Source organism: Sphaerotilus sp., from assembly GCF_034519685.1.
Classification (GTDB): Bacteria; Pseudomonadota; Gammaproteobacteria; order Burkholderiales; family Burkholderiaceae_C; genus Sphaerotilus.
Genome location: NZ_JAXHOF010000002.1, coordinates 104083 through 128649 on the forward strand (window position 1 = coordinate 104083; position 24567 = coordinate 128649).

Below are 24567 nucleotides of genomic sequence, written 5' to 3' on the forward strand. Positions count from 1 at the left end.
AACCAAGGTGCGGGGGCATCCATGATTTCCAGGGAAGAGAACCAGAACGATCGACCGGACGCGGCGACCGAGAACCGCAGCGAGGGCTGGCCACAACGGCTGGAGCGCGCCCGGCAGGAACGCAACCACCGCGAGCTGGCCAGGCTGCTGCTCGATGGTGCAGACGCCGCGATGGCGGAAGCCGAAGACGATGAAGCGCTGGAGCGGGCGCAGTGGCTGCTGGCGCGCACGCAGCGATCGCTCGATGCCTGCAGCGCCCATCTGGAGTGTCTTGCGCTGCTGTGTGACCTGATGGAGCGGCAATGCTGGCTGTCGCGGTGCTGGAGCCGGCTGGGGCATCCGGGCCAGTGCCATGTCGCCAGAGAACGTGTCCGCGACCTGGCCTTCGATGTGGCGGCCCGCGCCACCCGCACGGAAGATCTCGGCCTGCGCGTGTCCGTGACCCTGCGGGCGGCCGAAGTGCTGGAGGCGATGGGCGATCTGGCGGATGCCCATGTGCTGCGGGCACGGGCGTTCTACAAGCTGGGCGCGTCGAGTCTGCGCGAGACCTCGTCGCGCTTGACCGAGGCCGCCTCGTCGCCCTGCTGTGCGGCCAGGTCATACCAGTAGCGCGCCAGCCGCAGGTCGGGCGCAGTGCCCAGGCCGGTCTCGTACATCGAGCCGAGCAGGTACTGGGCCCCCACATCGCCGGCCTGGGCCGCGAGGCGGTACCAGTGCAAGGCCTGCGCCTCGTTGCGCGGCACGCCCCGACCGAGGTAGTGCCCGGTGGCGATGGCCACCTGGGCATCGACGCTGCCGTTCTCGGCGGCCAGCTGGTACCAGGCCATCGCCCGTGGCAGGTCGATCGGCGCATGGCGCCCGGATTCATGGAACTCGGCCAGTGCCACCTGCGAGGTCACGAAGCCCATGGCGGCCGCGGCCTCCAGGTGTCGGCGGGCCGTGTCGACACGGGCGCCGGGCAGCTCGCGGTTCAAGTGCATGACGGCCAGATTGTGGTGCGCTGCGGGCATGCCGGCCCGCGCCAGGCGCTCGAATGCGGCCCGTGCCTGCAGGAAGCGACCCTGTTCGTGGTCCTCGGTGGCCTGTTCGAGCTGCTGCTGTTGCTGTTGGGCGGGCACGTGCCCCTGTGCCAGCGCGGAGCCGGACAGCGCCAGCAGCAGCCAGGCCAGTCCCGAGATCCTGCGCAGGGCCGGGCGGATGATCGGTGAGGTCGGGGGCATGGGTGCGACTCGCTGGAAGTTGCCACGACGGTAGCGCAGCCCGCGCGGGCTGTCTGCCGCACCGTACAAGACCCCAGCAGTGACGTCGCCAGCATCGGCTGCAGCTTGTCGACCGCGGTGAAGACCACGTGTAGGGTGATCGGATGCAAGCCGGAGGCAGTTTTTTTGGTGCTGCGGAGTGGGAAAATTCCGCCATGACTTCCGACGCCCCCGAATCGCCGCTGCTGCGTGTCCTCGGCCGTGTGCCCTATGAGCCGACCTACGCCGCGATGCGCGCCTTCACCGACGCCCGCACGCCCGACACGCCCGACGAACTCTGGCTGTGCGAACACGACCCGGTCTACACCCAGGGCATCGCCGGCAAGCCGGAACATGTCTTCGCGCCCGAGGGTGTGCCCATCGTGCAGACCAACCGCGGCGGGCAGGTCACCTACCACGGCCCCGGCCAGGTCGTGGCCTATCCGCTGATCGACCTCAAGCGCCTCGGGCCGCAGGGCATCTACGTCAAGGAATACGTCTACCGCATCGAGGAGGCCGTGATCCGCACGCTGGCCGAGTTCGGGGTCACCGGCCACCGCGTGCTCAGCGCACCGGGCATCTATGTGCGGCTGGACGATCCCTTCGCGCATGGCGCGCTGCGCGGGCCGGCTGATCCGCGCGACCCCTTCCGCGGGCTGGGCAAGGTCTCGGCTCTGGGCATCAAGATCGCCAACCACCGCACCTACCACGGCGTGGCCCTCAATGTGGCGATGGACCTGTCGCCCTACCAGCGCATCAATCCCTGCGGCTACGCCGGCCTGCAGACAGTCGACTTGGCTACACTCGGCGTTCACGCCGACCTCGGCGACGTGGCTGCGCGCCTGGGCACCCACCTCACCCGGCTGCTGAGCCCCTGACCCGCCCGATCCCCACGGGTCGCGCCGTCCTCCTTCCCCGTCGATCACGCCCCGCCGCGAGGCCCCGCATGTCCCAAGATCCGCAGAACACCCCCGTCGCCCCGACCGCCGCGTCCGCCTACGACGCCACGGCCAAGCAGAAGTCGCAGGCCAAGACCTCGCGCATCCCGATCAAGATCGTGCCGGCCGAGACGCTGAAGAAGCCGGACTGGATCCGTGTCAAGGCCGGCTCGCCGACCACGCGCTTCTACGAGATCAAGGAGATCCTGCGCGAGCACAAGCTCCACACGGTCTGCGAGGAGGCGAGCTGCCCGAACATCGGCGAATGCTTCGGCAAGGGCACGGCCACCTTCATGATCATGGGCGACAAGTGCACCCGGCGCTGCCCGTTCTGCGACGTGGGCCATGGCCGCCCCGATCCGCTCGACCCCAACGAGCCGGCCAATCTGGCCAAGACGATCGCGGCGCTGAAGCTGAAGTACGTGGTCATCACCAGCGTCGACCGCGACGACCTGCGCGACGGCGGCGCGGGCCATTTCGTCGAGTGCATCCGCCAGATCCGCGCGCAGTCGCCGCAGACGCAGATCGAGATCCTCGTGCCCGATTTCCGGGGCCGGGACGACCGGGCGCTGGAGATCCTGAAGGCCGCGCCGCCGGACGTGATGAACCACAACCTGGAAACCACGCAGCGCCTGTACAAGGAAGCGCGCCCCGGCTCGGACTACGCCTTCAGCCTGAACCTGCTGAAGAAGTTCAAGGCGCTGCACCCGGACGTGCCGACCAAGAGCGGCGTGATGGTCGGCCTGGGCGAGACGGACGAGGAGATCCTGGAGATCATGCGCGACATGCGCGCGCACGACATCGACATGCTCACCATCGGCCAGTACCTCGCCCCGTCAGGCCACCACCTGCCGGTGCGCCGCTATGTGCACCCGGACACCTTCAAGATGTTCGAGGCCGAGGCCTACAAGATGGGCTTCTCGCACGCGGCGGTCGGGGCGATGGTGCGCAGTTCGTACCACGCGGATCAGCAGGCGGCGCACGCCGGGGTCTGAGCTGTGAGTGACTCGGAGTAGATAAGAAAATCTCGAAGTCATCGAGAAAAAGACTAATTTTCTCGAAGTTAGTGAGAAAACAATCGAACACTGCCCTCCACAGAAGAGGGCGTGGGGGAGACAAAGATGGAACAGCCTCAGGCACCAGCGGGGAGCGTTGAGCCTCCGCCGCCTCAGATCCGTAATTTTCCGACAGGCCCTGGGCTTTGGCGGATCGATTGGTTCGGGCTGGTCATGTTCCCCGATCGGGTGATGCGGGCGCGTCAACCGTCGGTGCTCGTGTACCTGTCGCTGGTCGTGGCACCGAATGCACTGACTGACCCATCCGTGTTGCTGAAACCGGACGCCACGATGGCCCGCCGACAGACCAAGCGATGGGTTTCGGTCGGCACCCTGATGCTGCTGCGCATCGGTGATATCTGGTCCGACCAGAAGCCTGTGGCTTCGCCGGACTACGAGTCCGCTGTCTTCGAAAAGCTCCAGATCAGCCGCGAAACCACCGACCTGATCAAGGCCGGCGTGAGCCTGGACAAGGGCTTGTTCCTGCTACCGCTCGGCGAGCACCCCTGGCATGGCGAGAACACCCACTCGTATTGTCTGCGTGTGCAACTACCCGATGGCCGGTCGATCGTCGTACCCTGCATGGAACTGATCCGTTTCTACTTCGGTTCATCCAGTGCGCTTCTGTCTCGGCTTTTTGATTCGCCTTTGCTGAAAGCGAACCTGTTCAGCAATGTCATTTTCAATCCGAAGAGCCAGTGGATGAGCCTTGATTTGGCTGAGGGCCTTCCTCGGGCCAGTGCCAGCGATGTTGCGCGGATCGCTGGCAGCCACACGGCATGGTTGGCGGCGCTGAGGATCGTGACCTCCTGCTTGAAGGCTTCTACAGCAGGGCAGGACATCTACCCGCAAGCCGTGTTTCCGTTCGAGGGCCTGACGGACCTGGCAGCGACAGGAAAATGGTTGTCGCTTGGCGGCCAGGCCAACCAGACGTTTCTTGTCTATCACCTCGACGTTTGCACACACGAGTTCCCGTTCAACTCCGTTCGGTACCGGACCTTCAATGAGCGCAAGCGGCGATCGTCGGTGACGCCAGGGACAGGCGCTGAAGCCAAGCCGAAGGTGGTCACGAAGACCGGCAAAGCAACCGAGCCTGGTCTGGTCGAACAGGATGCTTCCACCACGCTGAGCGAAACCCAGGTTCCGGTCTGGCGAAAGCGACACTTCCCTGATCTTGATCGCAAGAAACTGGTGGGGCGTCGGAATCTGACCAAACCGCCCCCGATAGTTTCCTCAGGGCCTGCTGCGCCTCCTGTCACTGAAGTGGCGGTCGGCGACCCTGGATCATCGAAGCGAGTGCGCAGCGTCATGCTGGCGGAATCCGCACCGCTGCAAGAACTTGGCATGCCGGACTTCCTGAAGTCGGTGGTGAAAGCGATGGAAGGCTTGGATCGCTTCGAGGTCAGCTTGCTGACTGCGAGTGACGACGATGGCTGGACTGTTCCCGTCGAACTGCTCAACGATGGTGATGGTGTGATCGCGAATGAACTGTTCATCGAGCGTGACGGACATTCGCAGCAACGGCGTGCTGCGGCGTTCGGACTGTCTCATCAGTCCGAACATGCAGTTCTCGTGGTGCTCGAAGGTGAGCAGTTGATCCCGCTCGTCTACCCAGTCGATCAGGCAGGTCTTCAAGATCCATGGCCGGCGCTGCGTTGCGCAGCCCAGGACTTCGTGTCCAAGGTGACCCATCCGAATCGGATCGATGTGGCTTTCTACAACGGGGACACGCCGAGCCAACGTGAGGCAATCAGGGGCTGGATCAGGGATCTGTGGGACTGACAAGTTATGCCACCGCGGGTGGAATTAGGTGCTGATCACCATGCACTGTTCGATACCAATTTCCCTCGATAGTCCCAGCCACAATTCCCCGCTCCACCCAATAATTAAAAACATCATGGGTGTTTGTCTCTGGCTGCAAATCTTGCGCCACTCGCTGATATCGGTAGCCGACGGGCTGGGGTAGTGCTGCGGATGCGTGTGCCATTCACCTAAATAGTCCATCGTCCTTTCACTAGCGTTCCACTGGTGGAATGCGATCTCCTGATGGTAGCGGGCAGAACGCTTAAACAAGTAGCGCCAACCACGATCAGCAGCCTGAGGTTTCGTAGCCATGGTCACATGCAGGTGGGCGCCCCGCCGGTACCCCAGCAGAATACCTCCAGATTCGGTTTTATCTATTTTGTCCTGCCAATGTCTGTCCATCAACGCCAAGGGCTCTGCCTCAACGAGGATACGCCCTTGGGTAATGTGTGGGTTCTGCCAAACTATGGCTGAGCGCATGCCGGACACCCCTGCATTCGGTTCAGATTTTGGTTCTTTAACTTGAACACATCTGCGTTTTCCTGATTACGTGTACGAAAACGCGGAGATGGGTCTCCTTGCAGCCAATCGCAAACCATGTCGGTAGCCAAAGCTGCTGCGTGCATCGGGGCAGACACTGCATAGGGCGTATATGAACGACATCCATCTGTGCGTCGCATGGGATCCGTTTTAAGTAGGGCGAACCGTTCCTTGCGATGAAAGCGTGCGTCAGGTACGAGCAAGCATCGGTAGCACGCGCCACCTTGCGCATCAGCCCAAAGTGCCTGTACAGCCTCTCCATTACCACGGATCCACACATGCAGTATTGGTGTACGCATCCTACGTTGCAAACGCAAGCCATTGAGATATTCGCTCACCGCCTCTTCGCCTGTGGCATCCACAATGAGTTCCGCTGCAAATAGATGGGTGTGATCGAAAGCACTGCAGGTATGGGCTTCAACTGTGCTGTGGGGAAACTGGCGACGCAGTTCATTCCGCAGTGCCTCGGCTTTAGGCTGCATCAATGCCGGATAACCTAGCACATGGCGCCCCAAATTTTCTGGCCCCAAATCCTCGGGGTCGATTAGTTTGAGTTGCCCCAGTGTGCCAGTGCCTGCGCCTAATCGCACTAACGCTGCTGCAACAAATGAACCAATTGCGCCACACCCAATCACAGTCACCCGCTTGTCGTAGAGATCTTTGTAACTGAGGTTTCTGCTATGCACGAAGCCGCTGCCAACCTCGCGAAGTGCCATACGGAATATTTTCTGAGAACCTCCTGATTTGTGCAGATGATCCCGGTAAAGCCTTGGTTTCTTGAAATATCCGAGCCTTACGAACTGGTTTAAGTTGAAGCCAAAGCCGATCCATCCTACAGGTGTTTTTGCTGCAAAGGCGACATAGGTTTGCTGTAGATAGAACTTCTCGGCGAGGGCGATCTGCAATCCAGTGTACAGGTTTGAATCCCAACTCTTAAGCCAAGCGAAAAGCTCCTTCACTGTTTGAGGCATCTGCGCTGGTACGCAAGGGCGGACAGTAGTTTGCAGCAGCCAACAGCGATATCGTGAGGTCGTCACGGTAGCGCCCAGTGCTGAAGCCAAACGATGCGCTTCGTCCGGATCGGATGTCACGAGAGCATGATTAAATTCCCCCTGTCGCAGGATGAAATATCCAGCAGTCTTTGCCTTCGGGTGGATGTCGCCTAGGAGAACTGTCCAGGGTTGTGACTGCTGTCCATACTCCCAGTGAGCCGGAAATTCACTCTGAATGTCATCAATCCGGTAGTCCGGATCGGTTGCGATCCGATCCAACATAGCCGTAGCCTGATTCAAGCATTGGACCAATGAGGTTGCTGGGTCGTAGCGATCCAATGTCACCGCACCCGGCGCAAAGTAGCACAAATGACCTAGGACATCGACATGAGGCATCAGGGCAGGGAGAAAGGTGGGCCGCTCAACCAGCGAAATCTGAGGGTATTCCAGAAAATCCCAGTCTTCAATAGTCAGTTTGATGAGAACTGGCCCTTTGGCACACGACAGCGATCCGACGAAAGTGCGACGAGGCATCTGTGCTGCCACGGGGTGAAACCCTCGGCTTCTCAGCAACCTCAGTGATTCTCCCAGAATTGTCATATGTTGTGCTGTTAGCCTGCTTTGGTGGAGGGAATCACCGGCACGGCCACGCGCGATGCTGGCGTCTTGCGGATGGCGTCCGGATCACTGTCGATCTCCACACGCATGCAGTCTTTTGGCAGACGCTCGCCGAACTGCCGGTGCAGTCGGTCGACGACCAATTCCCGCTCATGCAGTGCCGATTCGCGCGCTTGGAGTATCTGCGCAGCCAATTCACCGAATCGCAGGGCCGTTGCCCTGCGATCGGCATCCTGAAGCCGGTTGAAGTCCTCTTTCCCGTCATCAATACCCGGCTCGCGGATTTCTCCCAAGAAAGTGCGGCTCATGCGCTTGGCAGAATCCTCGATCGCGCGGTCATCGCGTCCATCACGTGGCTCGAACGCCTGCGCTACGGCGATCATGATCGACACCGAAGTAGGGCCGCCCTGTCCCCAATGATGATCACGCCACGCTTTCAAATAGCGGCATACCCGGCGCAGTTGAGGTCCATGCTCCTCAACGCGGTCCCTGAACCAGTTGGCAACGACCTGGGGGTCCGAGGGCTTCCATTCGCCCTTGCGCGTCGCCATGACCACACTTTTCAGATCGGCCCATTGCTGTCTAGTCTGCATGCCTTCGGCGAAATCGATGCTCTCCATACCCAAGGAATCGTATGTATGCGCTTTGAGCACCGCTACCGATTCGGTAATTTTCTCGAACTCGTCTTCGGGTGCCGCATACAGCGGAACGTCAACGTGAGCCCACGAGGCTACCTGAATGCGGATGCAGGTGTCCTTGCCGGGCAGCAGTGCCCACTTCTCTTTGTCGCAGAGATCCTGCAAGAGTTTCTCAACCAGATCGAAGTAAGCTTTGGCCATTTCATGGGGCGGCCCATTCGCCTTCCATACGGTAACCGGCAGATAGATCCCGTAATCCCAGTCCATCTCCTGAGGTGGCGTCATGGCCGGCACAACACAAGTGTCGTATGACCACGAGCCTTGGGTGCGAAAGCGTGGTATCACGCTGCGATCCATGCCGAGGACGGTTTTGGTCACCTGTGTGATGCGTGGCTTGAGATGGTCCGAGATCTTCGTGACACATGATCGCAAGTAGCGACGCTGTTCCGCACTGGGGCGAATGTGGCTCTCGAAGGCATCCGCATCTGGATTACTCTGAAAGAAGAGCTTGGGAAACTTTAACATTGGATTTCACAAACAGCGTTAGGACCGCAGTAAAACTTTGGGGTGGCGCAGCGGTGGCGAAGGAACGACTGGCAGTCGTCACGGCCCAAACTGGCCTTCGATTTCTCGGATGCGGCACCGATCAACACCTCGCGCGCGGGCGCATTAGCTATATCTAGGGCGACAGCTCGGGCGCGCTCGTCGGTCAATACATCATCGATCGGCACGTAACGTGCGCCCAAGCGGTGCTTTAGCATGAAGTCACTGAGGGACTCCTGGACTGAAATCGACAAGCCGAACAGTCGTTTCGGCATGTTGGCGGGATGAAACCCTCCCCAGTCATATGTCCCTCCGCTACGATTTCGGCGTGGATCAGCCGTGAACTTCGAGGACATGGTACCAATCGACATCATATGTACAGCCTCAGACGGCTGACCCAAAAAAGTCTGGGCCTCATGTAATGCAAGTAGCCCAGGCGCATTTGCGTATAAGCCGCCGTCCACATACTGGTTGTTGTTGAAGGTGTGCCTCGGAAAATATCCCGGTGCGGCACTCGTCGCTAGGGCGATGTCTACTAATCGGAACCGGTGGTCGCGTTTGAACGATGAGTGGTGCGGCGTCTTGAACAATTGCGGCTGCCCAGTCGAATAGTTGATTGCGGGCACGATGACGGGGTGCTTGCATACTCCCAGGGTCTGTTCGCCGAAAAGTTTCGGTTCGCTCAGAAGCTGCTTCAAGGGCTCCGGGGAGTAAGGGGCACGCAAGATCCCCCACAGCGAGAGGCGCCGCCTGAAGATTTCTTGCCCGTGCTGCTCGAAGAGCCTGACCATCTGCTCAGCGGGAATCTCCATGGCAACGGCCAGGGCCAATATGCCTCCGATCGACGTTCCAGCAATCAAATCGAACCGCTGGGCGATGGGGCCGCCGATTTCCTGTTCCAGATCGGCCAGAATCTTGGCTGTGTAGAGCCCTCGATAGCCTCCTCCAGAGAGTGCTAGCACTTGAAAGCGTGTTTGTTCTGAGTGCACTACGAAATTCCCCTTCTGTTGTGTGCTGTCGTAGGACAGTCAGCATGCCGCGAATTCTTTAGATAGCGATCAATCAGACGGTTTGAAGCAGCTCCCGCGGCGGCTCTCGCTAGCGGCATGCTTGCCGATGGCCTCAGGTGTTGCCCGCGGGCATGACTGGCAGGCGCCTACTTCAGCCTTTCGGAGGAAAAGGGCTTTGTTGCACAACCCACCCCGCCGGCCGATGGTCGAGCGGTGAGGTAGGCTGACAGGATGAGCAAGCCAGCAAAGCAGAAGTACGTGACGAAGAACTGGGCGCCGTACACGAAGGCGCTGAGGGCGCGGGGCTCGCTGACGATGTGGCTGGACCGGGACATGGCGTGGCAGGCTGCGCCGGTCAGCGGCAAGCCGGGGCGACCGGCGACGTACAGCGACGCGGCGGTGCAGTGCTGCCTGACGATGAAGGTGCTGTTCGGACTGGCGCTGCGCCAGACGCAGGGGTTCGTGCAGAGCGTGCTGGGGCTGTCGGGGCTGGACTGGCAGGCACCGGACTACAGCACGATGAGCCGGCGCGAGAAGCGGCTGACGGTGGAGATCACGGCGCGGCCGAGCCGGGGCGGGCTGCACCTGCTGGTGGATTCCACGGGGATCAAGATGCTGGGCGAGGGCGAGTGGAAGACCAAGAAGCACGGGGCGGAGTACCGCAGGCAGTGGCGCAAGGTTCACCTGGGGATCGACGCCGAGACGCTGGAGATCCGGGCGATCGAGGTGACGGACAACAGCGTGGGTGACGCGCCGATGCTGCCGGAGCTGCTCGGGCAGATTCCGGCAGAGGAGGTGGTGCTGTCGGTGAGCGGGGACGGGGCGTATGACACGCAGGACTGCCACGACGCGATCGCCGAACGAGGGGCCGAGGCGGTGATACCGACGCGCAAGAACGCCCAGCCGTGGAAGGCCAAGCGGCCGGGGGCGGCGGCGCGCAACGAGATACTGCGGGCGACGAACCGGCTGGGCCGGGGGATCTGGAAGAAGTGGAGCGGCTACCACCGGCGCTCGCTGGTGGAGACGAAGATGCGCTGCTTCAAGCTGCTGGGCGAGCGGGTGATGGCGCGCACCTTCGAGCGTCAGGTGGTGGAGCTGCAGGTGCGGGCTGCGGTGCTCAACCGCTTCACCCACCTGGGCACCCCGGTGACGCAGGCTGTGGCGTAACTCCGTCTGGGGTCAGGGGAAACTCGGCTTCGGCGGAGTTGTGCAACAAAGCCGAGGAAAAGGATCGTGACCGTGGCTGTCTTTGTACTGGATCTGCCCGTTTTGACCGTGGACTACCAATTCGGTCTGCTGGTTCTTGGCGATCTCCCGGGCCCGGCTCACTGCATCTTGCTTATGGTCGAACACTTGGGTGACGCGCTCGGTGCCAGCACCCCTGACGGCCCAACCATCTTCGTGCGGGACGACATGCTGATTACGTTTGCTCATGATGAAGCTCCAATTTACGGCAGGATTGCCGCTTTGTAGGTATGCGGTGGCCGAATTCGGCGCGGACAATTCCGTGTGGATGTCCGCGCGGACAATGTCCCCCGCACACATAGAAGACTAGGGAGAAGTCGTGCTACCGAAGCCATCATCAGAACGACATGCCACCGTCGAGGAGCTAAGCAATGGAGTTGCCAAACTCACTCCTGCGGAACTGCTACGCTTGGCCTCCAAGGCCAAACTGTTGGCTTGGGGCACTGAGTTCACCAACCCGCAGGAGTTGCTCAACGAAGCAGTCAAACGGGCGCTCGTTGCCGCCAGTGGCAACAGGCAGGATGGCGAGCGAGGGCGACCATGGCCGATTGATCGCGTTGAGCTTGCTGCGTTCCTGTCAGGCTGCATGGAAAGCATATCTGAAGCATCCCGCGATTCAGTAGTGCAAACTCGAACCAGCCGACTGGACGCTCTCGCGGGTGAGCGAGGCGACATGGACGCCGCCATTCATCGAGCTGGGTTCTGGACCTCTGATGTAGTCGAGCAGGCGGTCGAAGCAGAGGAAGTGGCCGAACGACAGGAAAAGGCTCGGGCCGATGCCGAAGCTATCGAGTTGCACTTCAAGGATGACCAACAGGTTCTGGCTGTCATTGAGGGCGAGAAGGATGATATGCCTGTGGCCGAAGTTCTCGCTCTGTTCGATCTGGATCAGAAGACCTACAACTCTGCTAGGCGAAGGCTGAGGAGACAAGTGGACAAGTTGATGCCGGGCAGGAGCAGGAGACAGCGATGACCAACAAATCACCGAAAAAGACGCTAGATGCTGTGCGAGCCTTGGCGCTCAAGGATTTGGAAGCGTCATCCGACGACGGAATTCGAGCCGAGTTCGTTGCAGATGGTATCGATCCAGACGATTTTGCTGCGAAAATGGCTGTAACCCTCGATGAGGTCGTGTCAGCGTACCTTCGCCAGCAGGCTGCGGCAGCCAAGGTCGCCATGCGGTTACAAGTAGTGCCGAGGGCTGCTATGCGTTTCACACTGGAGCATATTAAAGAAAAAATCGCTCAAGCCTTCGCCATGGAGCCTCAGTTGGCAACTGCATTCCGAGAGGGGACACGCCAAAGCGATGCAGACCTCCAGTCGCTTTATGACGACCTTGTCTTGATGGGTAAGATTGCGTCCAGCGATGATGAGCGTTGATATTTGCAGGCTTAGCTCGCCTGAGCGTCTACTTTGGTCTCATGGAGTTCGAAAGCCTGAGCATATAGATTTGGAAGCGATTGCCGGGGCCAAAGGCGCACGGGTCATATACCGCAGCCTCGACGGCTGCGCAGCACGCTTGATAGCGGCTGGTGACCAAGCTGTGATCAGCGTATCAGTTGACGATAACAAGGGCCGGCAGCGATTCTCCTTAGGTCACGAACTTGCCCATTGGCTATGCGATGCGAACCGAGCATCCTTTAGGTGTGCAAGCACTGACATTGCAGGGCAATTGCATCATCGTGTCTATCAGTAACAAGCCCATTCGCTGGCTGATTCAGGCACTCACGGTCACGCGGACGTCAGGCCAAAGAGCATCTCCAGGTAGTCAGGGCTCCAGGAGGCCCGCTTGTGCTTGAGCTTGACGCTGGCCTTGGTCGATTTCTCCTTCTTGATCAGGTTGAGCACGATGCGGCGCAGGATGGCGAAGTTGTGCGCACCGTGGCCGACGTGCAGCCGGGCATCATCCTCGTGGAAGACGACATCCAGCAGCCAGTGGCACTGGTTCTCGATCTGCCAGTGCGCCCGGATGCGGCGGTTGAACTCCTGGGCGTCGAGCGTGGCCGAGCTGATGTAGTAGCGCCGCTCGGTGCTGGTCTGGCCCTTGCGCTTGCCGCTGATGAACTCGCGGGTGGACTCGATCATGATGGCCGATCGCACACCGGGCCAGAGTTCGCGCACCACCTCGCCCAGAGCGCTCAGGTCATGGGTCACCACGCATCGGCGGGTGTCGCGCCGGGCGTGGCCCTGGTCGATGGTGGTGTGCTCCTGCAAGTGCCCGAGGGCCACATCGCGCACCGAGTGGTCGAACGGCGTCTGCACGGCCTGCGCCAGATTGGGCTGGTTGTTCTTGGCCGACAGGATGAAGTCGGCTCCACGCTCGACGATCTTGTCGGCGATCTCGCGCTGGCAGCCGATGGCGTCGATGCTGATCGTCGCCCCGCGTACATCCAGCATGTCCAGCAGCAGTGGCACGGCCGTGATCTCGTTGCTCTTGTCTGGCGTGCGGCACTGCGCCAGCGTCAGCCCGCTGGCCGTCTCGCACAACGACACCAGATGCACCATTGCCTGTTCACCGCTGCGCGAGCCCCGCACGCTCTTGCCGTCGATCGCCAGCGCCGCCCCCTCCAGCGTCGGGCACAGGGGCTGCATCCACCGCACGAAGCACGCCTCGAACTGCTGGGCGTCGAGCAGCGCAAACACCCGGTTGAAGGTGTCGTGCGAGGCAATGCCACGCTCGAACGGCAGCCAGCGCCGCAGCCACTCCAGCTTCATGCGGCCCCAGTACGCCACGTCCACCCAGTCCTCGGCCCCGCTGGCCACCCCGGCCAGTGCCACCAGCAGCAACTCCTGCAGCGGGTAGCAGCAGCGCGCGCTGTCTCTCGGGTCGGCCAGATCGGCGAACGCCGTCAAATTGCCCAGTGGGTCTTCTGGCGTACTCGCTTCCATCCTGCTGACTCTGACCTGCTGCGTTTTCGGGTGGCCGTTGTAGCACCACACCGCTCGCTCAGCAGACGTTTTCAGTGGCTCACCACGTCGCCGTTACGAACTGATACGGTGGTGCAATTGCCCTGACTGACATTGGGCCGCAAAACGCTGAGGCGAAAACCGTTGAGGCGGACGCCAATAGTTATGCCAGCCAGCTAATCTTGCCAGATTACTTGGTACGGCCATGGGTGGGTGATCGTAAGGTTAATCTCGACCTCGCTCAGTCATTGGCCAATGAATTTCAATCAAGCGTCACAGCATCTGCCCTAAAATTACTTCGGCTTACGAAGGTGCCAACTGTTATAGCCTGCCACGATCAGAGGCGGCTGAAATGGTCTAGACGTAGCCTGAACTTCCCAATTGATTTCTACATCCTCAACGAACTACATCAAGACACCGCCGCCTTCGCGATGGCTTTTGGGCAAACTAAGGGATTGTCGAGGCCGAAGCGCGAGAGTGCCTCGTGTTGGATCAGCGGTCCCGGAGTGTATCGCATGGATGTTTGGTCGCAAACAATCAAGCTTCCGGAGGGCTCGGTACTTACTATGTTTTCAATAGTATGAATTTATTTTAACCGGAGAACTGCTCTGGGTTTCTCAGATATTATTTTATGTAGGAAGCCGAACCGCTGGTATTTTCTAGTGATTCTTCCCCTAATATGTCAATCTGACGAACTAACCCCCTCCAGCATGGCCCGCTCCACGAGCGTGACCAGCGCCCCAGCCTCATACCCCAGCGCTGCCGCCACCTTGAGGATCACGTACAGCGTCGGCTGGTTCTGCCCCCGCTCGATCCGCCCGAAGTACGACCGCTCCACGCCAGCCATGTAGGCGAGTGACTCCTGCGAGATGCCAGCCTCCAGCCGCGCCTGCCGGACCACGCGCCCGAATGCCGCAGCCGTCGCCGGATCGAAGCTGGTCGAGCCGGGAGGTCTGCCACGCTTGAGCGGCGTTTGGGGACGGGTGGTCATCCACCCGAGGTTCCCGGAGTCGCTCTATCTGAACCACGTTATAAAAAACGTAGCCTGCATCGGATGTGTGACTGCTGGCGGCTCACTGCATTGCCCATCACCCCACTCGTTCAGCCCGGTTGCCCAACCTACGACGGATCTCTCCGACGGATCCGCGCCACCCGCCGAGCCCGGAACATGGCGTCCGGAATCGGCAACCCCTCCAGCCGGTTGTTCAGCTCGCTCATGAAGGCCGAGAAATCGACATCCAGCGCGCGCAGCCAGGCCAGCAGTTCGATGACATCGAGTCGGCGCTCCCCGCGCTCGACCTTGCTGATGGTGGCCTGATCCCGGCCCAGGCGGATGGCCAGATCTGATTGGCGCACGCGCTGCGCTTCCCGGCTGCTGCGCAGCATGTCCAGGAACACGTCGTTGTGCCGGGTGTGGATCGACTTGAGCATGGCGACCTTTCTTGGATCACCCTAGACCCGTTGGCGCCGTATTCGGAATCCGAATCTATGGCCTGACACCCTCGTCACCTTCGTGCGTCCAAGTTGGTGTTTCGGCCAGCTTCGCACAAAATGCAGACGTTATAAATAACGCGAAGTTGGCGCCCGGCAGACTCAGTTCCGCGGGCCCGCCAACCCTCTTGCAATGTCTGCCCACCCGTGCGCGACCTGACCCCACCATGACTGAACGCATCGGCGCCTTGCAGACCTACCCGGACGACGAATGGATGCCGGCGGATCCCCAAGCTCGGAGCGACTGCCGCTACTGGACGAGCGCCGAAATCGCAAGCGATTACTGGTTCCTCGTCGAGTTCCACGGTGATCCGTCGGCACGAGAGCGGCCCGTGCGCCAGATGTGGATCACCGTCTGTGCCGAAACGGCGGTCAAGTTGACCCAGCGACCAGACCAGGGTCCGGCCAGCCTGATGGCCTGCCTGCCCGCACCCCGTGATGGCCAAACCGAACGCATCTTCCTGTTCGGCGAGGTCGAAGAAATCCTTGCGGATCGGACCAACGATCGGCAGGTCGTTCGCTTGCGCGATGGCCGCGCGTTCTGGGTCGAGCGACAGGACGACTCCGGCGTTCGGCACAGCACCCAGTTGAGCCGCCTGTATGTCGCGCCGCCCGACAACCCCGCCTCCATGGTCTCTGCGCCGTGACCGACTCGCCCTCCTGATTCCGCACTGAACACCCACCGGACCATTCGACCGCGTGATCGTCATGCTGTCAGGGTAGAGCGCTCCGGCGCCTCGAACGACTCTCTTCCTGCTTGTGGTGCCCATTCCGCCAGTCCGCGATCTCGCGATCGACGCTGGCACCTGCATCCACCCCTGTGCAACGCAGCACCCCCGCTGCGTGACAAGACCCCACCGATCCTTTCGGCCTCGGTGACTCACCCACCACTCCCTGTCTCGCCCTTGCGGTTTATGTCCTCTTCCATGGGAAGCGGATCCGACCGACGGACCTCACCAAGCGCTGGTCCGCGCTGCCCGATGCCACCGTGCTGCCGCCGGTGGCTGCTCTGCAGGTCTTGCCTGCAGGCGTCCTGGTTGCATGACTGCGACCGTCCAACCGACCACTCCCCCTATCGCACACCACACCAAGACCGCCACGGCGCGACATGACTGCCATGAATATGAACCACACCCACCGCCCATCCAGGACGCGCAACACCCCGGTGCCTGGAGGCTCACCGATTCGGCGGAAATCTGACGCCGCCATGGCCGCAGCGATGCGGCGCGTGCGCACCGCCGTCCGGGACGGCGATGCAAGCCGGCTGCTGGCGGCGATGGCCCGACAGCCCGATGCAGGTTTGCAGGGGGTGCTGTTCGGGGCCTGGACGATGGCTTCAGGCGCCTTGGCATGGCGTCGGCCGGCAGGCGCAGCATCCATGACGTCTGAGCAGGTGCAGCGGGTCAAGCGGTGTCTGTGGGGACTGGCCGGTGATGCGGTCTGGGTGGAGGCGTCCGTTGACCTGCTGACCAGCGAGCCGCGCCGGCTGGTGGCCCTGGCGCCGCAGCTTTCTCGACCCGAGGCGCTGGACCATCTGCTCGGGATGGTGGTGGCACGGGTGGCGCTCGACCGGATGACGGGGCGATCGGGGGGAGGATCCAGTGGCGGGGGCCATGAACCGTTTGGCCACCCCACGGCGGAACGTCACGAAGCGCGTTCCGAAGGACCGGGCGCGGTAGTGGGTGGCCGTGCCACTGAAGGGGATCCCTTGGTCACTGACGAACCGCCTATCGTCCAGCGCACCCACCTGAAATCACCGGTGCTGGTCATGCTCGCCAGCGCCGAGGGTCTGACGGGGGTAGCGCTGGCCGCGGCCAAGCCTTTGCGCCTGGCGCTCGATGAGCGACGCTCCCGCATCGCCCGGCTGGATGCCCTGGACGTCTGCATCGACCGGTTGTGGGCCGTGATGCCCGAGGCTCGGGCTCTGGAGTGCTTGACCGAGGAGCTGTTGACGGCGGTCGAGCCTGCGCTGCATGGGCCTCGCCACCGGGAGTTGCAGCTCAAGCCGGCTGTTCGTCGGATTGGCGTCAAGTGGCGCGATTTGCGAACAGAAGGTTGGGACAGTGACAACCCCGACGGACTGACCGACTTGCTGACCATCCCGGGTGCGGACCAGCTCAGAAAGGATCTGTCCCCGATCATGAGGCTGTGCTGGCGCGAACCGCTCGACGAGCAGTTGCACGACACCGAAGAGGCGGTGGCGCTGATCCGGCTGTTGCGGCTCTATGTGCAGTTGAACCTGGACACCTCGCTGGACCAGCCGGCGCAGCCGACGCTGAATGCGTGTGCGCGGGCATTCGGGATGTGGGCCGCCGTCGAGCAGCGGCTGCCAGACTTGCCGACACGCCCCGGTGGACCCGCAGCGCTGTACGGGAACGAGGAGTCGGACGAGACTTCAGCCATGGAGCCTGGTGCCGCTCTGCGGGTGTTGCTGCGGGACAGCGTGGAAGTGCGTCAGCAGGCAACGTTCCAAGTGGCGGGCCACACCGACATCATGGACGCGGTGCAGTCGCGACCGGCGTCGAAATCAGCGGGCGCCGGTCCGATGGTGCCGAGACCGACGTCAACAGAAGTGGCGATCACCGCCGCGCGTGACGCGGCCGTGGCCGCCTCGGCGATGGCGGTGGCGGCGCACCAGGAACTGCTGGCCGAGCGATTCCCTCAGCAGGCGCTGAGCACATTGGTCGAGCACACCACGTGGGTGGTGATCCGCGAGCCGATTGCGGAGATGCGCGACAAGGACGACCGGTTGATCCTGGCGTCCTATGAAGGGCTGCGGGTGCCGTTGCCACTGGCACTGCTTCCGGAGGCGGTCGAACTGGAGGCACGCATCGCGCAGTTGCACGCGGAATTCCCCTGGGCAACCCGGGCGATCGAGATCGTGGCGGGCGAGATGCTGGCCCGGCGCAGGCTGGGGGCGGTGAGCTTCGCGTGGGCGCCGATCCTGCTCGTCGGCCCGCCTGGTACGGGAAAGACCCGACTGGCGCGGCGGCTGGCCGAGGTGATGGGGCTGTCGTTTCTGCCGCTCGGCGTCGGGGGCAGCAACGACAGCAAGCTGCTGACGGGGACGAACCGCGGCTGGGCCAGCGGCGAGCCGTCACCGATCGTGCGGGCGCTGCGAGACCGGCGGATGGCGCAGATCCTGGTGCTGCTCGACGAAGTGGACAAGTGCAGTCATCGCACGGTGAACGCGGCGCCGATCCAGGCGGCGCTGCTCGGGCTGCTGGAGCCGGAGTCCAGTCGGAACTGGATCGACGCCTACCTGCAGGTTCCCTGCGATCTCAGCAAGCTGCTGTTCGTCGCGACGGCGAATCGACTGGGGACGCTTGACGCGGCGCTGATGTCGCGGTTGCAGCCGGTGCTGGTGCCGACGCCGGAGCGGCGGCATTACCCGGCGATCATCGAGCAGGTGGTGCGGGATGTGGCCAGCGACTGGGGGCTGCCGCAGGAGGTGATGCCGGAACTGGATGTGTCGGGCATTGCGCAGGCGGCAGGGTCGGTGCGGGAACTGGTGCGGCTGGTGCGGCGGGAGATCGTGCGGGAAGTGTCCGCCGCCGGGGCTCGGCATTGAACAGACGAAAGGTGCCACGATGAAACTGCTGATCCTGTCGGACTTGCACTTGGAGTTCCACCCGATGCGGGTGCCACCGGGGGATTTTGATGCGGTGGTTCTGGCTGGAGATATACAGGCGCCGGGCCGCCGAAGTGTGGCCTGGGCGGCGGCAGAGCCGGCCTTCGCAGGCAAGCCGGTGCTGTACGTGCCGGGCAACCATGAGTTCTACGGGCAAGTGCTGGCATCGGAGCTGGCGGAGATGCGCACAGCGGCGCAGGGCACCAATGTGCAGGTGCTCGATCAGGACGTGGTGACACTCGCGTCTGACGCGGGTCCTGTGCGCGTGCTCGGCGCCACCATGTGGACGGATTTCAGGCTGAAGGTGCTGGGGGCCGACGGCCAGTGGCGGCGCGATGCGCGGTTGGCCGCAGCGGAGGCCGGCGTCGGGTTGAACGATTTCAGCGTCATTCGGGTCAAGCGCACGGCGCCAGAGTCGGGCGTGCGACGGCTGCGCCCGCTGGACACGGTGCATTGGCACCAGGCGACACGGCGCTGGATGCACGATCGACTGGCCGAACCCTGGGGCGGGAGAACGGTGGTCATCACACACCATGCGCCGCATCGCAGTTCACTGGCGGCATGTTTCGAGCGAAGCGGCTTGAGTCCTGCGTTCGTGAACGACCTGCCGCCGAGTTGCTTCGACGGGGTAGACCTGTGGGTGCATGGGCACACGCACGACAGTTTCGACTACCTGGTCGATCGACCGGGCGGTGGGACATGCCGGGTGGTGTGCAACCCTCGGGGCTATGTGCGCTGGGACGGAGCACTGGAGAATCAGGGGTTCGATCCCGGGTGCTGGGTGGTCTGTGATCTGGCTCTGCGGGGACGTGTATGGGCACTTCGAGCACCTGATCGAGGCGGTGCTGCAGTCGCCGCCCGAGCAGCGGCCGGCAGCGATCATCCTGCTGGGTGACATTCAGGCGCAGCAGCCACTGGAGGTGGAACTGGCGGCGACCCTGGTGCATACCGAGGTGTAGTTCATCCACGGCAACCACGACACCGATACGGACGCCGACCACGACCATCTGTTCGGCTCTGCGCTGGCAGGTCGGAACCTGCATGGCCGGGTGGGCGAGATCGTAAGGGTGCGCGTCGCGGGGTTGGGTGGTGTGTTCCGGGGTCAGGTGTGGAGGCCACCCGAGCCACGGGAGGTCGAGACAGCACAGGCGTATGTGGCTCGGGCAGAGGGTGGCTACCTGTGGCGAGGCGGCCTGCCGCGGCGACATCGCAGCACGATCTTCCCGGCTAATTACCAGTCGCTTTGCCGCCAGCGGGCTGACGTGCTGTCACGCATGAGGCGCCGAGCTGTCACCCGTACGGGGTCGCGGTGATCGACGAGCTGGCCCGGTGCCTGCGGGTGCGCCAAACCTTCCACGGGCACCACCACGACCGGCTGGACTACCGCGCCGAGTGGCCAAGGCTGGGGTTCGAGGCCCATGGGGTGGGGCTGCGGGGGATCACAGCACTCGACGGTCGTGTGATCCAGCCGGGGGAGCTGGATGGACTGAGGGCTATCCGAGGTGGGTATGCCGCTCCACCTGGGTGCCGGCTTCCATAGCGGCCAGCCCACGCAAGATGCCGCAGGCATCGACCGCCTGTTCCACCTGGCATTGCTGGCGCAGCGCCCCGAGCTGCTGCTTCAGGTGCAGCAGTTCAGCGATCCGAGCATCGACATGCCCGATGTGGTCGTCCAGCAGCGTGTTGACAGCCCCACAATCCTCGGCCGGCGCGTCCTTCAGGCGCAGCAGCCCGCGGATTTCCTCGTGGGTCATGTCGAGTGCGCGGCAGTTGCGGATGAAGCGCAGGCGTTCAAGGTGTGTCGCGTCGTAGTGCCGGTAGTTGGCCTCTGTCCGGCTGGCCTTGACCAACAGTCCTTCCCTTTCGTAGAAGCGCACGGTCTCGGTTGTGCATCGGGCAGCATTCGCCAGTTCGCCGATCTTCATCTGCATGCCTCGGGTAGTTCCAGTGATCATTGCTTGACATTGTAGTTACACAAAGGTTTCTACTGAGTGCATGACGAATGCATTGCATGACCCCATCGACTTCGATCCGATCCTGTACGCACACCTGATGAAGAAGTATCGGGAGTCTGCGCCGCATGATTTTGCAGACCAGTGGCTGTTGCTGGAGACGCTCCATGTCGTGAGCCAGACGCAGTTCATCCCTCACTTGAGGGTGCATGACCTCATGCTCCATCAGGCATGGCGGACCCGTGACTGGGCTGAGGTGAGCGGGCAAATTCTGCGACTGCTGCTGGTCCCCTTGGGACATCTCACCGGCCGGCTACCCCTTGGCAACTCCGGACGCTCCGACATCAGCCCGTTCAAGCCGATGCCGCCGCGTCGTGACATGGCCGAAGTCGTTGCACAAGCACACCGCACCATTGCCCGTGCGGCAGAGATCCCGTCTTGAGGAGGCTGGCCCTACAATCTGCCGATGCGCAAGTGGTTGGCCATCCTTTTGTTGGTGCTGGTACCTCTGCAGTTTTCGTGGGCTGCGGTAAACGCCTATTGCCAGCACGAGAGTGGGCCGACCGCCTCACATGCAGGCCACCACACCCATGAGCACCAGCCGCAAGCCCAGTCAGACGAGACCGAGGGCGGAACGAGCGCGATGATGTCGGCCGACGCCGATTGCGTGACCTGTCATGCAGGTTGTGTGCTGTGGACCATGCCCAGCCACCACGATCCTGTGCGCATCCTTGCGTCGTTGACCAGTTCAGCCGACCCCGGCGCCATGCTGGTCTCACCACCTGCTGCACGGCCGGAACGCCCGCAGTGGGCGAGCTTCTCGCCGATCTAGCAGGAGCGGTGGCCTGCAGGCTCGGACCCGTGCTGAGCCTGTGACCTGCACGGCCATGACCGTCGCAGACCGGCCGTCCCATTTTCCAATGTGAACCGATTCCGAACTTTGGTTGCTAACGCACCGAGGGCAGGACATGGCACGCACTCGGGCTTGTGTGTCTGAGCGAGGATTGACATGAACAGCAAGACTTGGTTGCTCCTGATGGGGGCGTGGCTTATCGCGATGCTGGCCACGGTTGGCGCATTGTTCATCGGTGAAGTCATGATGATGACCCCCTGCACGCTGTGCTGGTACCAGCGCATCTTCATGTTTCCGATGGCCATCGTCTTGACCATCGCCTGTTTCAGCGAAGACCGCCGCGGTGCAGTCTATGCCTGGGTGCTGGCGGCCGGTGGCCTTGCGGTGGCGGGGTATCACACCCTGCTCGTTGCGGGATGGATTCCAAAATCTTGGCTGCCGTGCCAATCCGGTATTTCATGTGCAGATCAAAAACTAGAAATACTGAGCGGTGTCCAGATCCCTTGGCTGTCTTTGGCTGCGTTTGGTTTGATCTTGATCCTCCTCACCTATTTTTTACGGAAAACCTCTCGATGAATACAAAGAAAATCGCTGTAGCCGTTGTGCTTGGTGTCATTGCACTGGCTTTTCTGATCGGCATGAACGCTTACCAGCGAAGTGTTCAGATTGATCAGGAGGAGAAGGTCAGCCAACAGAATGACAGACTGGTTCGTCCCCACTCCCCAATCTTCGGCCCGAAAAAAGCGCCCGTGACCATTGTCGAATTCTTTGACCCTGCTTGCGAAAGCTGTCGATATTTTTACCCGATCGTCAAGGATATTCTCAAGAAATACCCGGAAGATGTACGGCTTGTCCTGCGATATGCCCCCTTCCACAGAGGGTCCGAGCAAGTCGTGGCGCTGCTGATCGCCGCCAAATCACAGAATCAATACCAGCCAGTGTTGGAGGCGCTCCTGGATGCCCAGCCGCAGTGGGCCGACCACGGCACGCCAAATATCGCCCTTGCGTTCAAATCCGCTCAGCAGGTTGGCCTTGACATGGACAAAGCTGCAATCCAAGCACAAAGTCCTGAGACGGAAGCTGTGATTCGACAAGAGATGCAAGATCTGACGTCCTTGGGCGTCACTAGAACACCTACGTTTTTTGTCAATGGGCGCAGTCTGTTGAATTTCGGCCCCGAGCAACTGGCTTCCTTGGTAGCCGAAGAGGTGGCGAAGGTCAAAAAATGACATCAGCCCTCAATCGACAGGTACGCTGGCAAACAGATGCGTTGGCATTTCGTACCTTGAACCCTTGATGCGGTGCGGGACTAAACCTTGTCAAGAAAGGTTGTGTTTATCATGCGTATAGGGGAAGTTGCCCAAGCCAGTGGCGCATCGGTCACTACGGTCAGATTTTATGAGCGGGAAGGGTTGCTGTCTGAGCCAATGCGTTCCGATGGGAATTACAGAGTCTACGAAAGGCACCATGTCAGCTCGCTGAGATTCATCTTGCATTGTCGCAGCTTGGGTATGACGCTGGATGAGGTGCGTTCACTTCTGAAATTCATGGAAACCCCTGATCAAGGATGTCAGCTTGTGAACAAGCTACTGGATGAGCACATTGCTCAGGCAGGGCAATTGCACCACCGTATCAGTTCGTAACGGCGACGTGGTGAACCACTGAAAACGTCTGCTGAGCGAGCGGTGTGGTGCTACAACGGCCACCCGAAAACGCAGCAAGTCAGAGTCAGCAGGATGGAAGCGAGTACGCCAGAAGACCCACTGGGCAATTTGACGGCGTTCGCCGATCTGGCCGACCCGAGAGACAGCGCGCGCTGCTGCTACCCGCTGCAGGAGTTGCTGCTGGTGGCACTGGCCGGGGTGGCCAGCGGGGCCGAGGACTGGGTGGACGTGGCTTACTGGGGCCGCATGAAGCTGGAGTGGCTGCGGCGCTGGCTGCCGTTCGAGCGTGGCATTGCCTCGCACGACACCTTCAACCGGGTGTTTGCGCTGCTCGACGCCCAGCAGTTCGAGGCGTGCTTCGTGCGGTGGATGCAGCCGCTGTGCCCGACGCTGGAGGGGGCGGCGCTGGCGATCGACGGCAAGAGCGTGCGGGGCTCGCGCAGCGGTGAGCAGGCGATGGTGCATCTGGTGTCGCTGTGCGAGACGGCCAGCGGGCTGACGCTGGCGCAGTGCCGCACGCCGGACAAGAGCAACGAGATCACGGCCGTGCCGCTGCTGCTGGACATGCTGGATGTACGCGGGGCGACGATCAGCATCGACGCCATCGGCTGCCAGCGCGAGATCGCCGACAAGATCGTCGAGCGTGGAGCCGACTTCATCCTGTCGGCCAAGAACAACCAGCCCAATCTGGCGCAGGCCGTGCAGACGCCGTTCGACCACTCGGTGCGCGATGTGGCCCTCGGGCACTTGCAGGAGCACACCACCATCGACCAGGGGCACGCCCGCCGCGATACCCGCCGATGCGTGGTGACCCATGACCTCAGCGCTCTGGGCGAGGTGGTGCGCGAACTCTGGCCCGGTGTGCGATCGGCCATCATGATCGAGTCGACCCGCGAGTTCATCAGCGGCAAGCACAAGGGCCAGGCCAGCACCGAGCGGCGCTACTACATCAGCTCGGCCACGCTCGACGCCCAGGAGTTCAACCGCCGCATCCGGGCGCACTGGCAGATCGAGAACCAGTGCCACTGGCTGCTGGATGTGGTCTTCCATGAGGATGATGCCCGGCTGCATGTCGGCCACGGTGCGCACAACTTCGCCATCCTGCGCCGCATCGTGCTCAACCTGATCAAGAAGGAGAAGTCGACCAAGGCCAGCGTCAAGCTCAAGCACAAGCGGGCCTCCTGGAGCCCTGACTACCTGGAGATGCTCTTTGGCCTGACGCCCGCGTGACCGTGAGTGCCTGAATCAGCCAGCGAATGAGCTTGTTACTAATAGACACGGTGGTGCAATTGCCCTGATTGCTCAGGTCGCAGAAAAAATTGGGCAACTCCAGGCGCTGAAAAATGAGCTTCAACGGGTCAGAGCGAAATGTCATGGAGCTGATTCAATAAACCAGTGCGGCATCCTTCGTGAACTGACGCACCAAGCTTGACCTTAAAGCCACTTTAA

Annotated in this window: 27 protein-coding genes; 17 read left to right on the forward strand and 10 right to left on the reverse strand. The window is 61.8% G+C overall.

The genetic code is table 11. The annotated features are described in order from the left end of the window. Positions 1-21 precede the first annotated feature (21 nt). Positions 22-609: a hypothetical protein gene (locus U5O44_RS00980; protein WP_322586599.1), complete on the forward strand. Its 588-nt coding sequence runs from the start codon at positions 22-24 to the stop codon at positions 607-609. On the opposite strand, the gene U5O44_RS00985 is transcribed toward U5O44_RS00980, so the two are convergent. After that, a complete protein-coding gene (locus U5O44_RS00985) occupies positions 516-1220 on the reverse strand; it encodes a tetratricopeptide repeat protein (protein ID WP_322586600.1) in 705 nt (234 codons plus the stop codon). The genes U5O44_RS00980 and U5O44_RS00985 overlap by 94 nt on opposite strands. Before the next feature lie 194 nt (positions 1221-1414). Between U5O44_RS00985 and lipB the strand changes: the two genes are divergently transcribed. The 3 genes from lipB to U5O44_RS01000 all read left to right on the forward strand — a co-directional run bounded on the left by lipB (position 1415) and on the right by U5O44_RS01000 (position 5013). Next, a complete protein-coding gene (gene lipB / locus U5O44_RS00990) occupies positions 1415-2116 on the forward strand; it encodes a lipoyl(octanoyl) transferase LipB (RefSeq protein WP_322586601.1) in 702 nt (233 codons plus the stop codon). 68 nt (positions 2117-2184) lie between these two features. After that, positions 2185-3171 (forward strand): lipoyl synthase, encoded by a 987-nt coding sequence (lipA, locus tag U5O44_RS00995; protein WP_322586602.1) that lies wholly within the window; start codon positions 2185-2187, stop codon positions 3169-3171. 126 nt (positions 3172-3297) lie between these two features. Continuing rightward, positions 3298-5013: a hypothetical protein gene (locus tag U5O44_RS01000; RefSeq protein WP_322586603.1), complete on the forward strand. Its 1716-nt coding sequence runs from the start codon at positions 3298-3300 to the stop codon at positions 5011-5013. A gap of 24 nt (positions 5014-5037) precedes the next feature. On the opposite strand, the gene U5O44_RS01005 is transcribed toward U5O44_RS01000, so the two are convergent. From U5O44_RS01005 to U5O44_RS01020, 4 genes are all read right to left on the reverse strand, one after another. Further along, entirely contained in the window at positions 5038-5514 is a 477-nt protein-coding gene (locus U5O44_RS01005) for a Mov34/MPN/PAD-1 family protein (RefSeq protein ID WP_322587093.1), read from the reverse strand. Continuing rightward, complete coding sequence (locus tag U5O44_RS01010) at positions 5499-7112, reverse strand: ThiF family adenylyltransferase (protein ID WP_322586604.1); 1614 nt, start codon at positions 7110-7112, stop codon at positions 5499-5501. The genes U5O44_RS01005 and U5O44_RS01010 overlap by 16 nt, the downstream gene beginning before the upstream one ends. Before the next feature lie 65 nt (positions 7113-7177). Then, positions 7178-8347 carry a CBASS cGAMP synthase gene (locus U5O44_RS01015; protein ID WP_322586605.1) on the reverse strand — a complete coding sequence of 390 codons (1170 nt, stop codon included), beginning with the start codon at positions 8345-8347 and terminating at the stop codon, positions 7178-7180. Further along, complete coding sequence (locus U5O44_RS01020; protein ID WP_322586606.1) at positions 8341-9327, reverse strand: CBASS cGAMP-activated phospholipase; 987 nt, start codon at positions 9325-9327, stop codon at positions 8341-8343. Before U5O44_RS01020 ends, U5O44_RS01015 begins: the two co-directional genes overlap by 7 nt. A gap of 279 nt (positions 9328-9606) precedes the next feature. Here U5O44_RS01020 and U5O44_RS01025 point away from each other — a divergent pair, with 279 nt between their 5' ends. Further along, complete coding sequence (locus tag U5O44_RS01025; protein ID WP_322586607.1) at positions 9607-10542, forward strand: IS5 family transposase; 936 nt, start codon at positions 9607-9609, stop codon at positions 10540-10542. Between the two features lie 12 nt (positions 10543-10554). Here the strand turns inward: U5O44_RS01025 and U5O44_RS01030 are convergent, their stop codons facing one another. Next, complete coding sequence (locus tag U5O44_RS01030; RefSeq protein WP_473964704.1) at positions 10555-10920, reverse strand: DUF2188 domain-containing protein; 366 nt, start codon at positions 10918-10920, stop codon at positions 10555-10557. 109 nt (positions 10921-11029) lie between these two features. Here U5O44_RS01030 and U5O44_RS01035 point away from each other — a divergent pair, with 109 nt between their 5' ends. From U5O44_RS01035 to U5O44_RS01045, 3 genes are read left to right on the forward strand one after another with little or no spacing between them, the layout of a single operon-like run. Next, positions 11030-11593, forward strand: a complete 564-nt coding sequence (locus U5O44_RS01035; protein WP_322586609.1) for a hypothetical protein — start codon at positions 11030-11032, stop codon at positions 11591-11593. Continuing rightward, positions 11590-12000, forward strand: coding sequence for a hypothetical protein (locus U5O44_RS01040; protein ID WP_322586610.1), 411 nt, complete (start codon positions 11590-11592; stop codon positions 11998-12000). The genes U5O44_RS01035 and U5O44_RS01040 overlap by 4 nt, the downstream gene beginning before the upstream one ends. Next, entirely contained in the window at positions 11990-12316 is a 327-nt protein-coding gene (locus U5O44_RS01045) for an ImmA/IrrE family metallo-endopeptidase (RefSeq protein WP_322586611.1), read from the forward strand. The genes U5O44_RS01040 and U5O44_RS01045 overlap by 11 nt, the downstream gene beginning before the upstream one ends. A 35-nt stretch (positions 12317-12351) precedes the next feature. On the opposite strand, the gene U5O44_RS01050 is transcribed toward U5O44_RS01045, so the two are convergent. The 3 genes from U5O44_RS01050 to U5O44_RS01060 all read right to left on the reverse strand — a co-directional run bounded on the left by U5O44_RS01050 (position 12352) and on the right by U5O44_RS01060 (position 14958). Then, complete coding sequence (locus U5O44_RS01050) at positions 12352-13509, reverse strand: ISAs1 family transposase (protein ID WP_322586612.1); 1158 nt, start codon at positions 13507-13509, stop codon at positions 12352-12354. A gap of 700 nt (positions 13510-14209) precedes the next feature. Beyond that, positions 14210-14518 carry a helix-turn-helix domain-containing protein gene (locus U5O44_RS01055; protein ID WP_322586613.1) on the reverse strand — a complete coding sequence of 103 codons (309 nt, stop codon included), beginning with the start codon at positions 14516-14518 and terminating at the stop codon, positions 14210-14212. A gap of 128 nt (positions 14519-14646) precedes the next feature. Next, complete coding sequence (locus U5O44_RS01060) at positions 14647-14958, reverse strand: helix-turn-helix domain-containing protein (RefSeq protein ID WP_322586614.1); 312 nt, start codon at positions 14956-14958, stop codon at positions 14647-14649. A gap of 227 nt (positions 14959-15185) precedes the next feature. On the opposite strand from U5O44_RS01060, the gene U5O44_RS01065 reads away from it, so the two are divergent. From U5O44_RS01065 to U5O44_RS01075, 3 genes are all read left to right on the forward strand, one after another. Further along, on the forward strand, positions 15186-15665 hold the full coding sequence (locus tag U5O44_RS01065; RefSeq protein ID WP_322586615.1) for a hypothetical protein: 480 nt from the start codon (positions 15186-15188) through the stop codon (positions 15663-15665). Positions 15666-16141: 476 nt separating this feature from the next. Further along, positions 16142-18589, forward strand: coding sequence for an AAA family ATPase (locus tag U5O44_RS01070; RefSeq protein ID WP_322586616.1), 2448 nt, complete (start codon positions 16142-16144; stop codon positions 18587-18589). 19 nt (positions 18590-18608) lie between these two features. Further along, a complete protein-coding gene (locus U5O44_RS01075; protein ID WP_322586617.1) occupies positions 18609-19544 on the forward strand; it encodes a metallophosphoesterase in 936 nt (311 codons plus the stop codon). Positions 19545-20142: 598 nt separating this feature from the next. On the opposite strand, the gene cadR is transcribed toward U5O44_RS01075, so the two are convergent. Next, the gene (gene cadR / locus U5O44_RS01080) at positions 20143-20574 is read right to left on the reverse strand and encodes a Cd(II)/Pb(II)-responsive transcriptional regulator (RefSeq protein WP_322587094.1); all 432 of its coding nucleotides are present in this window, start codon (positions 20572-20574) and stop codon (positions 20143-20145) included. A 70-nt stretch (positions 20575-20644) separates the two neighbouring features. On the opposite strand from cadR, the gene U5O44_RS01085 reads away from it, so the two are divergent. From U5O44_RS01085 to U5O44_RS01110, 6 genes are all read left to right on the forward strand, one after another. Next, a complete protein-coding gene (locus U5O44_RS01085) occupies positions 20645-21043 on the forward strand; it encodes a DUF3703 domain-containing protein (protein WP_322586618.1) in 399 nt (132 codons plus the stop codon). 24 nt (positions 21044-21067) lie between these two features. Beyond that, a complete protein-coding gene (locus tag U5O44_RS01090) occupies positions 21068-21433 on the forward strand; it encodes a hypothetical protein (protein WP_322586619.1) in 366 nt (121 codons plus the stop codon). Positions 21434-21610: 177 nt separating this feature from the next. Further along, positions 21611-22030 (forward strand): disulfide bond formation protein B, encoded by a 420-nt coding sequence (locus U5O44_RS01095; RefSeq protein ID WP_322586620.1) that lies wholly within the window; start codon positions 21611-21613, stop codon positions 22028-22030. Then, complete coding sequence (locus U5O44_RS01100) at positions 22027-22683, forward strand: DsbA family protein (RefSeq protein WP_322586621.1); 657 nt, start codon at positions 22027-22029, stop codon at positions 22681-22683. The genes U5O44_RS01095 and U5O44_RS01100 overlap by 4 nt, the downstream gene beginning before the upstream one ends. 111 nt (positions 22684-22794) lie before the next feature. After that, entirely contained in the window at positions 22795-23097 is a 303-nt protein-coding gene (locus U5O44_RS01105) for a MerR family transcriptional regulator (RefSeq protein WP_322586622.1), read from the forward strand. 93 nt (positions 23098-23190) lie between these two features. Beyond that, complete coding sequence (locus U5O44_RS01110; protein ID WP_322586623.1) at positions 23191-24348, forward strand: ISAs1 family transposase; 1158 nt, start codon at positions 23191-23193, stop codon at positions 24346-24348. Positions 24349-24567 lie beyond the last annotated feature (219 nt).

Bases quoted from the DNA above. Each gene is read 5' to 3' on its own strand.
- U5O44_RS00980 (WP_322586599.1), top strand. From the start codon at position 22: ATGATTTCCAGGGAAGAGAACCAGAACGATCGACCGGACGCGGCGACC.
- U5O44_RS00985 (WP_322586600.1), bottom strand. From the start codon at position 1,220: ATGCCCCCGACCTCACCGATCATCCGCCCGGCCCTGCGCAGGATCTCG.
- lipB (WP_322586601.1), top strand. From the start codon at position 1,415: ATGACTTCCGACGCCCCCGAATCGCCGCTGCTGCGTGTCCTCGGCCGT.
- lipA (WP_322586602.1), top strand. From the start codon at position 2,185: ATGTCCCAAGATCCGCAGAACACCCCCGTCGCCCCGACCGCCGCGTCC.
- U5O44_RS01000 (WP_322586603.1), top strand. From the start codon at position 3,298: ATGGAACAGCCTCAGGCACCAGCGGGGAGCGTTGAGCCTCCGCCGCCT.
- U5O44_RS01005 (WP_322587093.1), bottom strand. From the start codon at position 5,514: ATGCGCTCAGCCATAGTTTGGCAGAACCCACACATTACCCAAGGGCGT.
- U5O44_RS01015 (WP_322586605.1), bottom strand. From the start codon at position 8,347: ATGTTAAAGTTTCCCAAGCTCTTCTTTCAGAGTAATCCAGATGCGGAT.
- U5O44_RS01025 (WP_322586607.1), top strand. From the start codon at position 9,607: ATGAGCAAGCCAGCAAAGCAGAAGTACGTGACGAAGAACTGGGCGCCG.
- U5O44_RS01030 (WP_473964704.1), bottom strand. From the start codon at position 10,920: ATGTGTGCGGGGGACATTGTCCGCGCGGACATCCACACGGAATTGTCC.
- U5O44_RS01040 (WP_322586610.1), top strand. From the start codon at position 11,590: ATGACCAACAAATCACCGAAAAAGACGCTAGATGCTGTGCGAGCCTTG.
- U5O44_RS01045 (WP_322586611.1), top strand. From the start codon at position 11,990: ATGAGCGTTGATATTTGCAGGCTTAGCTCGCCTGAGCGTCTACTTTGG.
- U5O44_RS01050 (WP_322586612.1), bottom strand. From the start codon at position 13,509: ATGGAAGCGAGTACGCCAGAAGACCCACTGGGCAATTTGACGGCGTTC.
- U5O44_RS01055 (WP_322586613.1), bottom strand. From the start codon at position 14,518: ATGACCACCCGTCCCCAAACGCCGCTCAAGCGTGGCAGACCTCCCGGC.
- U5O44_RS01060 (WP_322586614.1), bottom strand. From the start codon at position 14,958: ATGCTCAAGTCGATCCACACCCGGCACAACGACGTGTTCCTGGACATG.
- U5O44_RS01065 (WP_322586615.1), top strand. From the start codon at position 15,186: ATGACTGAACGCATCGGCGCCTTGCAGACCTACCCGGACGACGAATGG.
- U5O44_RS01070 (WP_322586616.1), top strand. From the start codon at position 16,142: ATGAACCACACCCACCGCCCATCCAGGACGCGCAACACCCCGGTGCCT.
- U5O44_RS01075 (WP_322586617.1), top strand. From the start codon at position 18,609: ATGAAACTGCTGATCCTGTCGGACTTGCACTTGGAGTTCCACCCGATG.
- cadR (WP_322587094.1), bottom strand. From the start codon at position 20,574: ATGAAGATCGGCGAACTGGCGAATGCTGCCCGATGCACAACCGAGACC.
- U5O44_RS01085 (WP_322586618.1), top strand. From the start codon at position 20,645: ATGACGAATGCATTGCATGACCCCATCGACTTCGATCCGATCCTGTAC.
- U5O44_RS01090 (WP_322586619.1), top strand. From the start codon at position 21,068: ATGCGCAAGTGGTTGGCCATCCTTTTGTTGGTGCTGGTACCTCTGCAG.
- U5O44_RS01095 (WP_322586620.1), top strand. From the start codon at position 21,611: ATGAACAGCAAGACTTGGTTGCTCCTGATGGGGGCGTGGCTTATCGCG.
- U5O44_RS01100 (WP_322586621.1), top strand. From the start codon at position 22,027: ATGAATACAAAGAAAATCGCTGTAGCCGTTGTGCTTGGTGTCATTGCA.
- U5O44_RS01105 (WP_322586622.1), top strand. From the start codon at position 22,795: ATGCGTATAGGGGAAGTTGCCCAAGCCAGTGGCGCATCGGTCACTACG.
- U5O44_RS01110 (WP_322586623.1), top strand. From the start codon at position 23,191: ATGGAAGCGAGTACGCCAGAAGACCCACTGGGCAATTTGACGGCGTTC.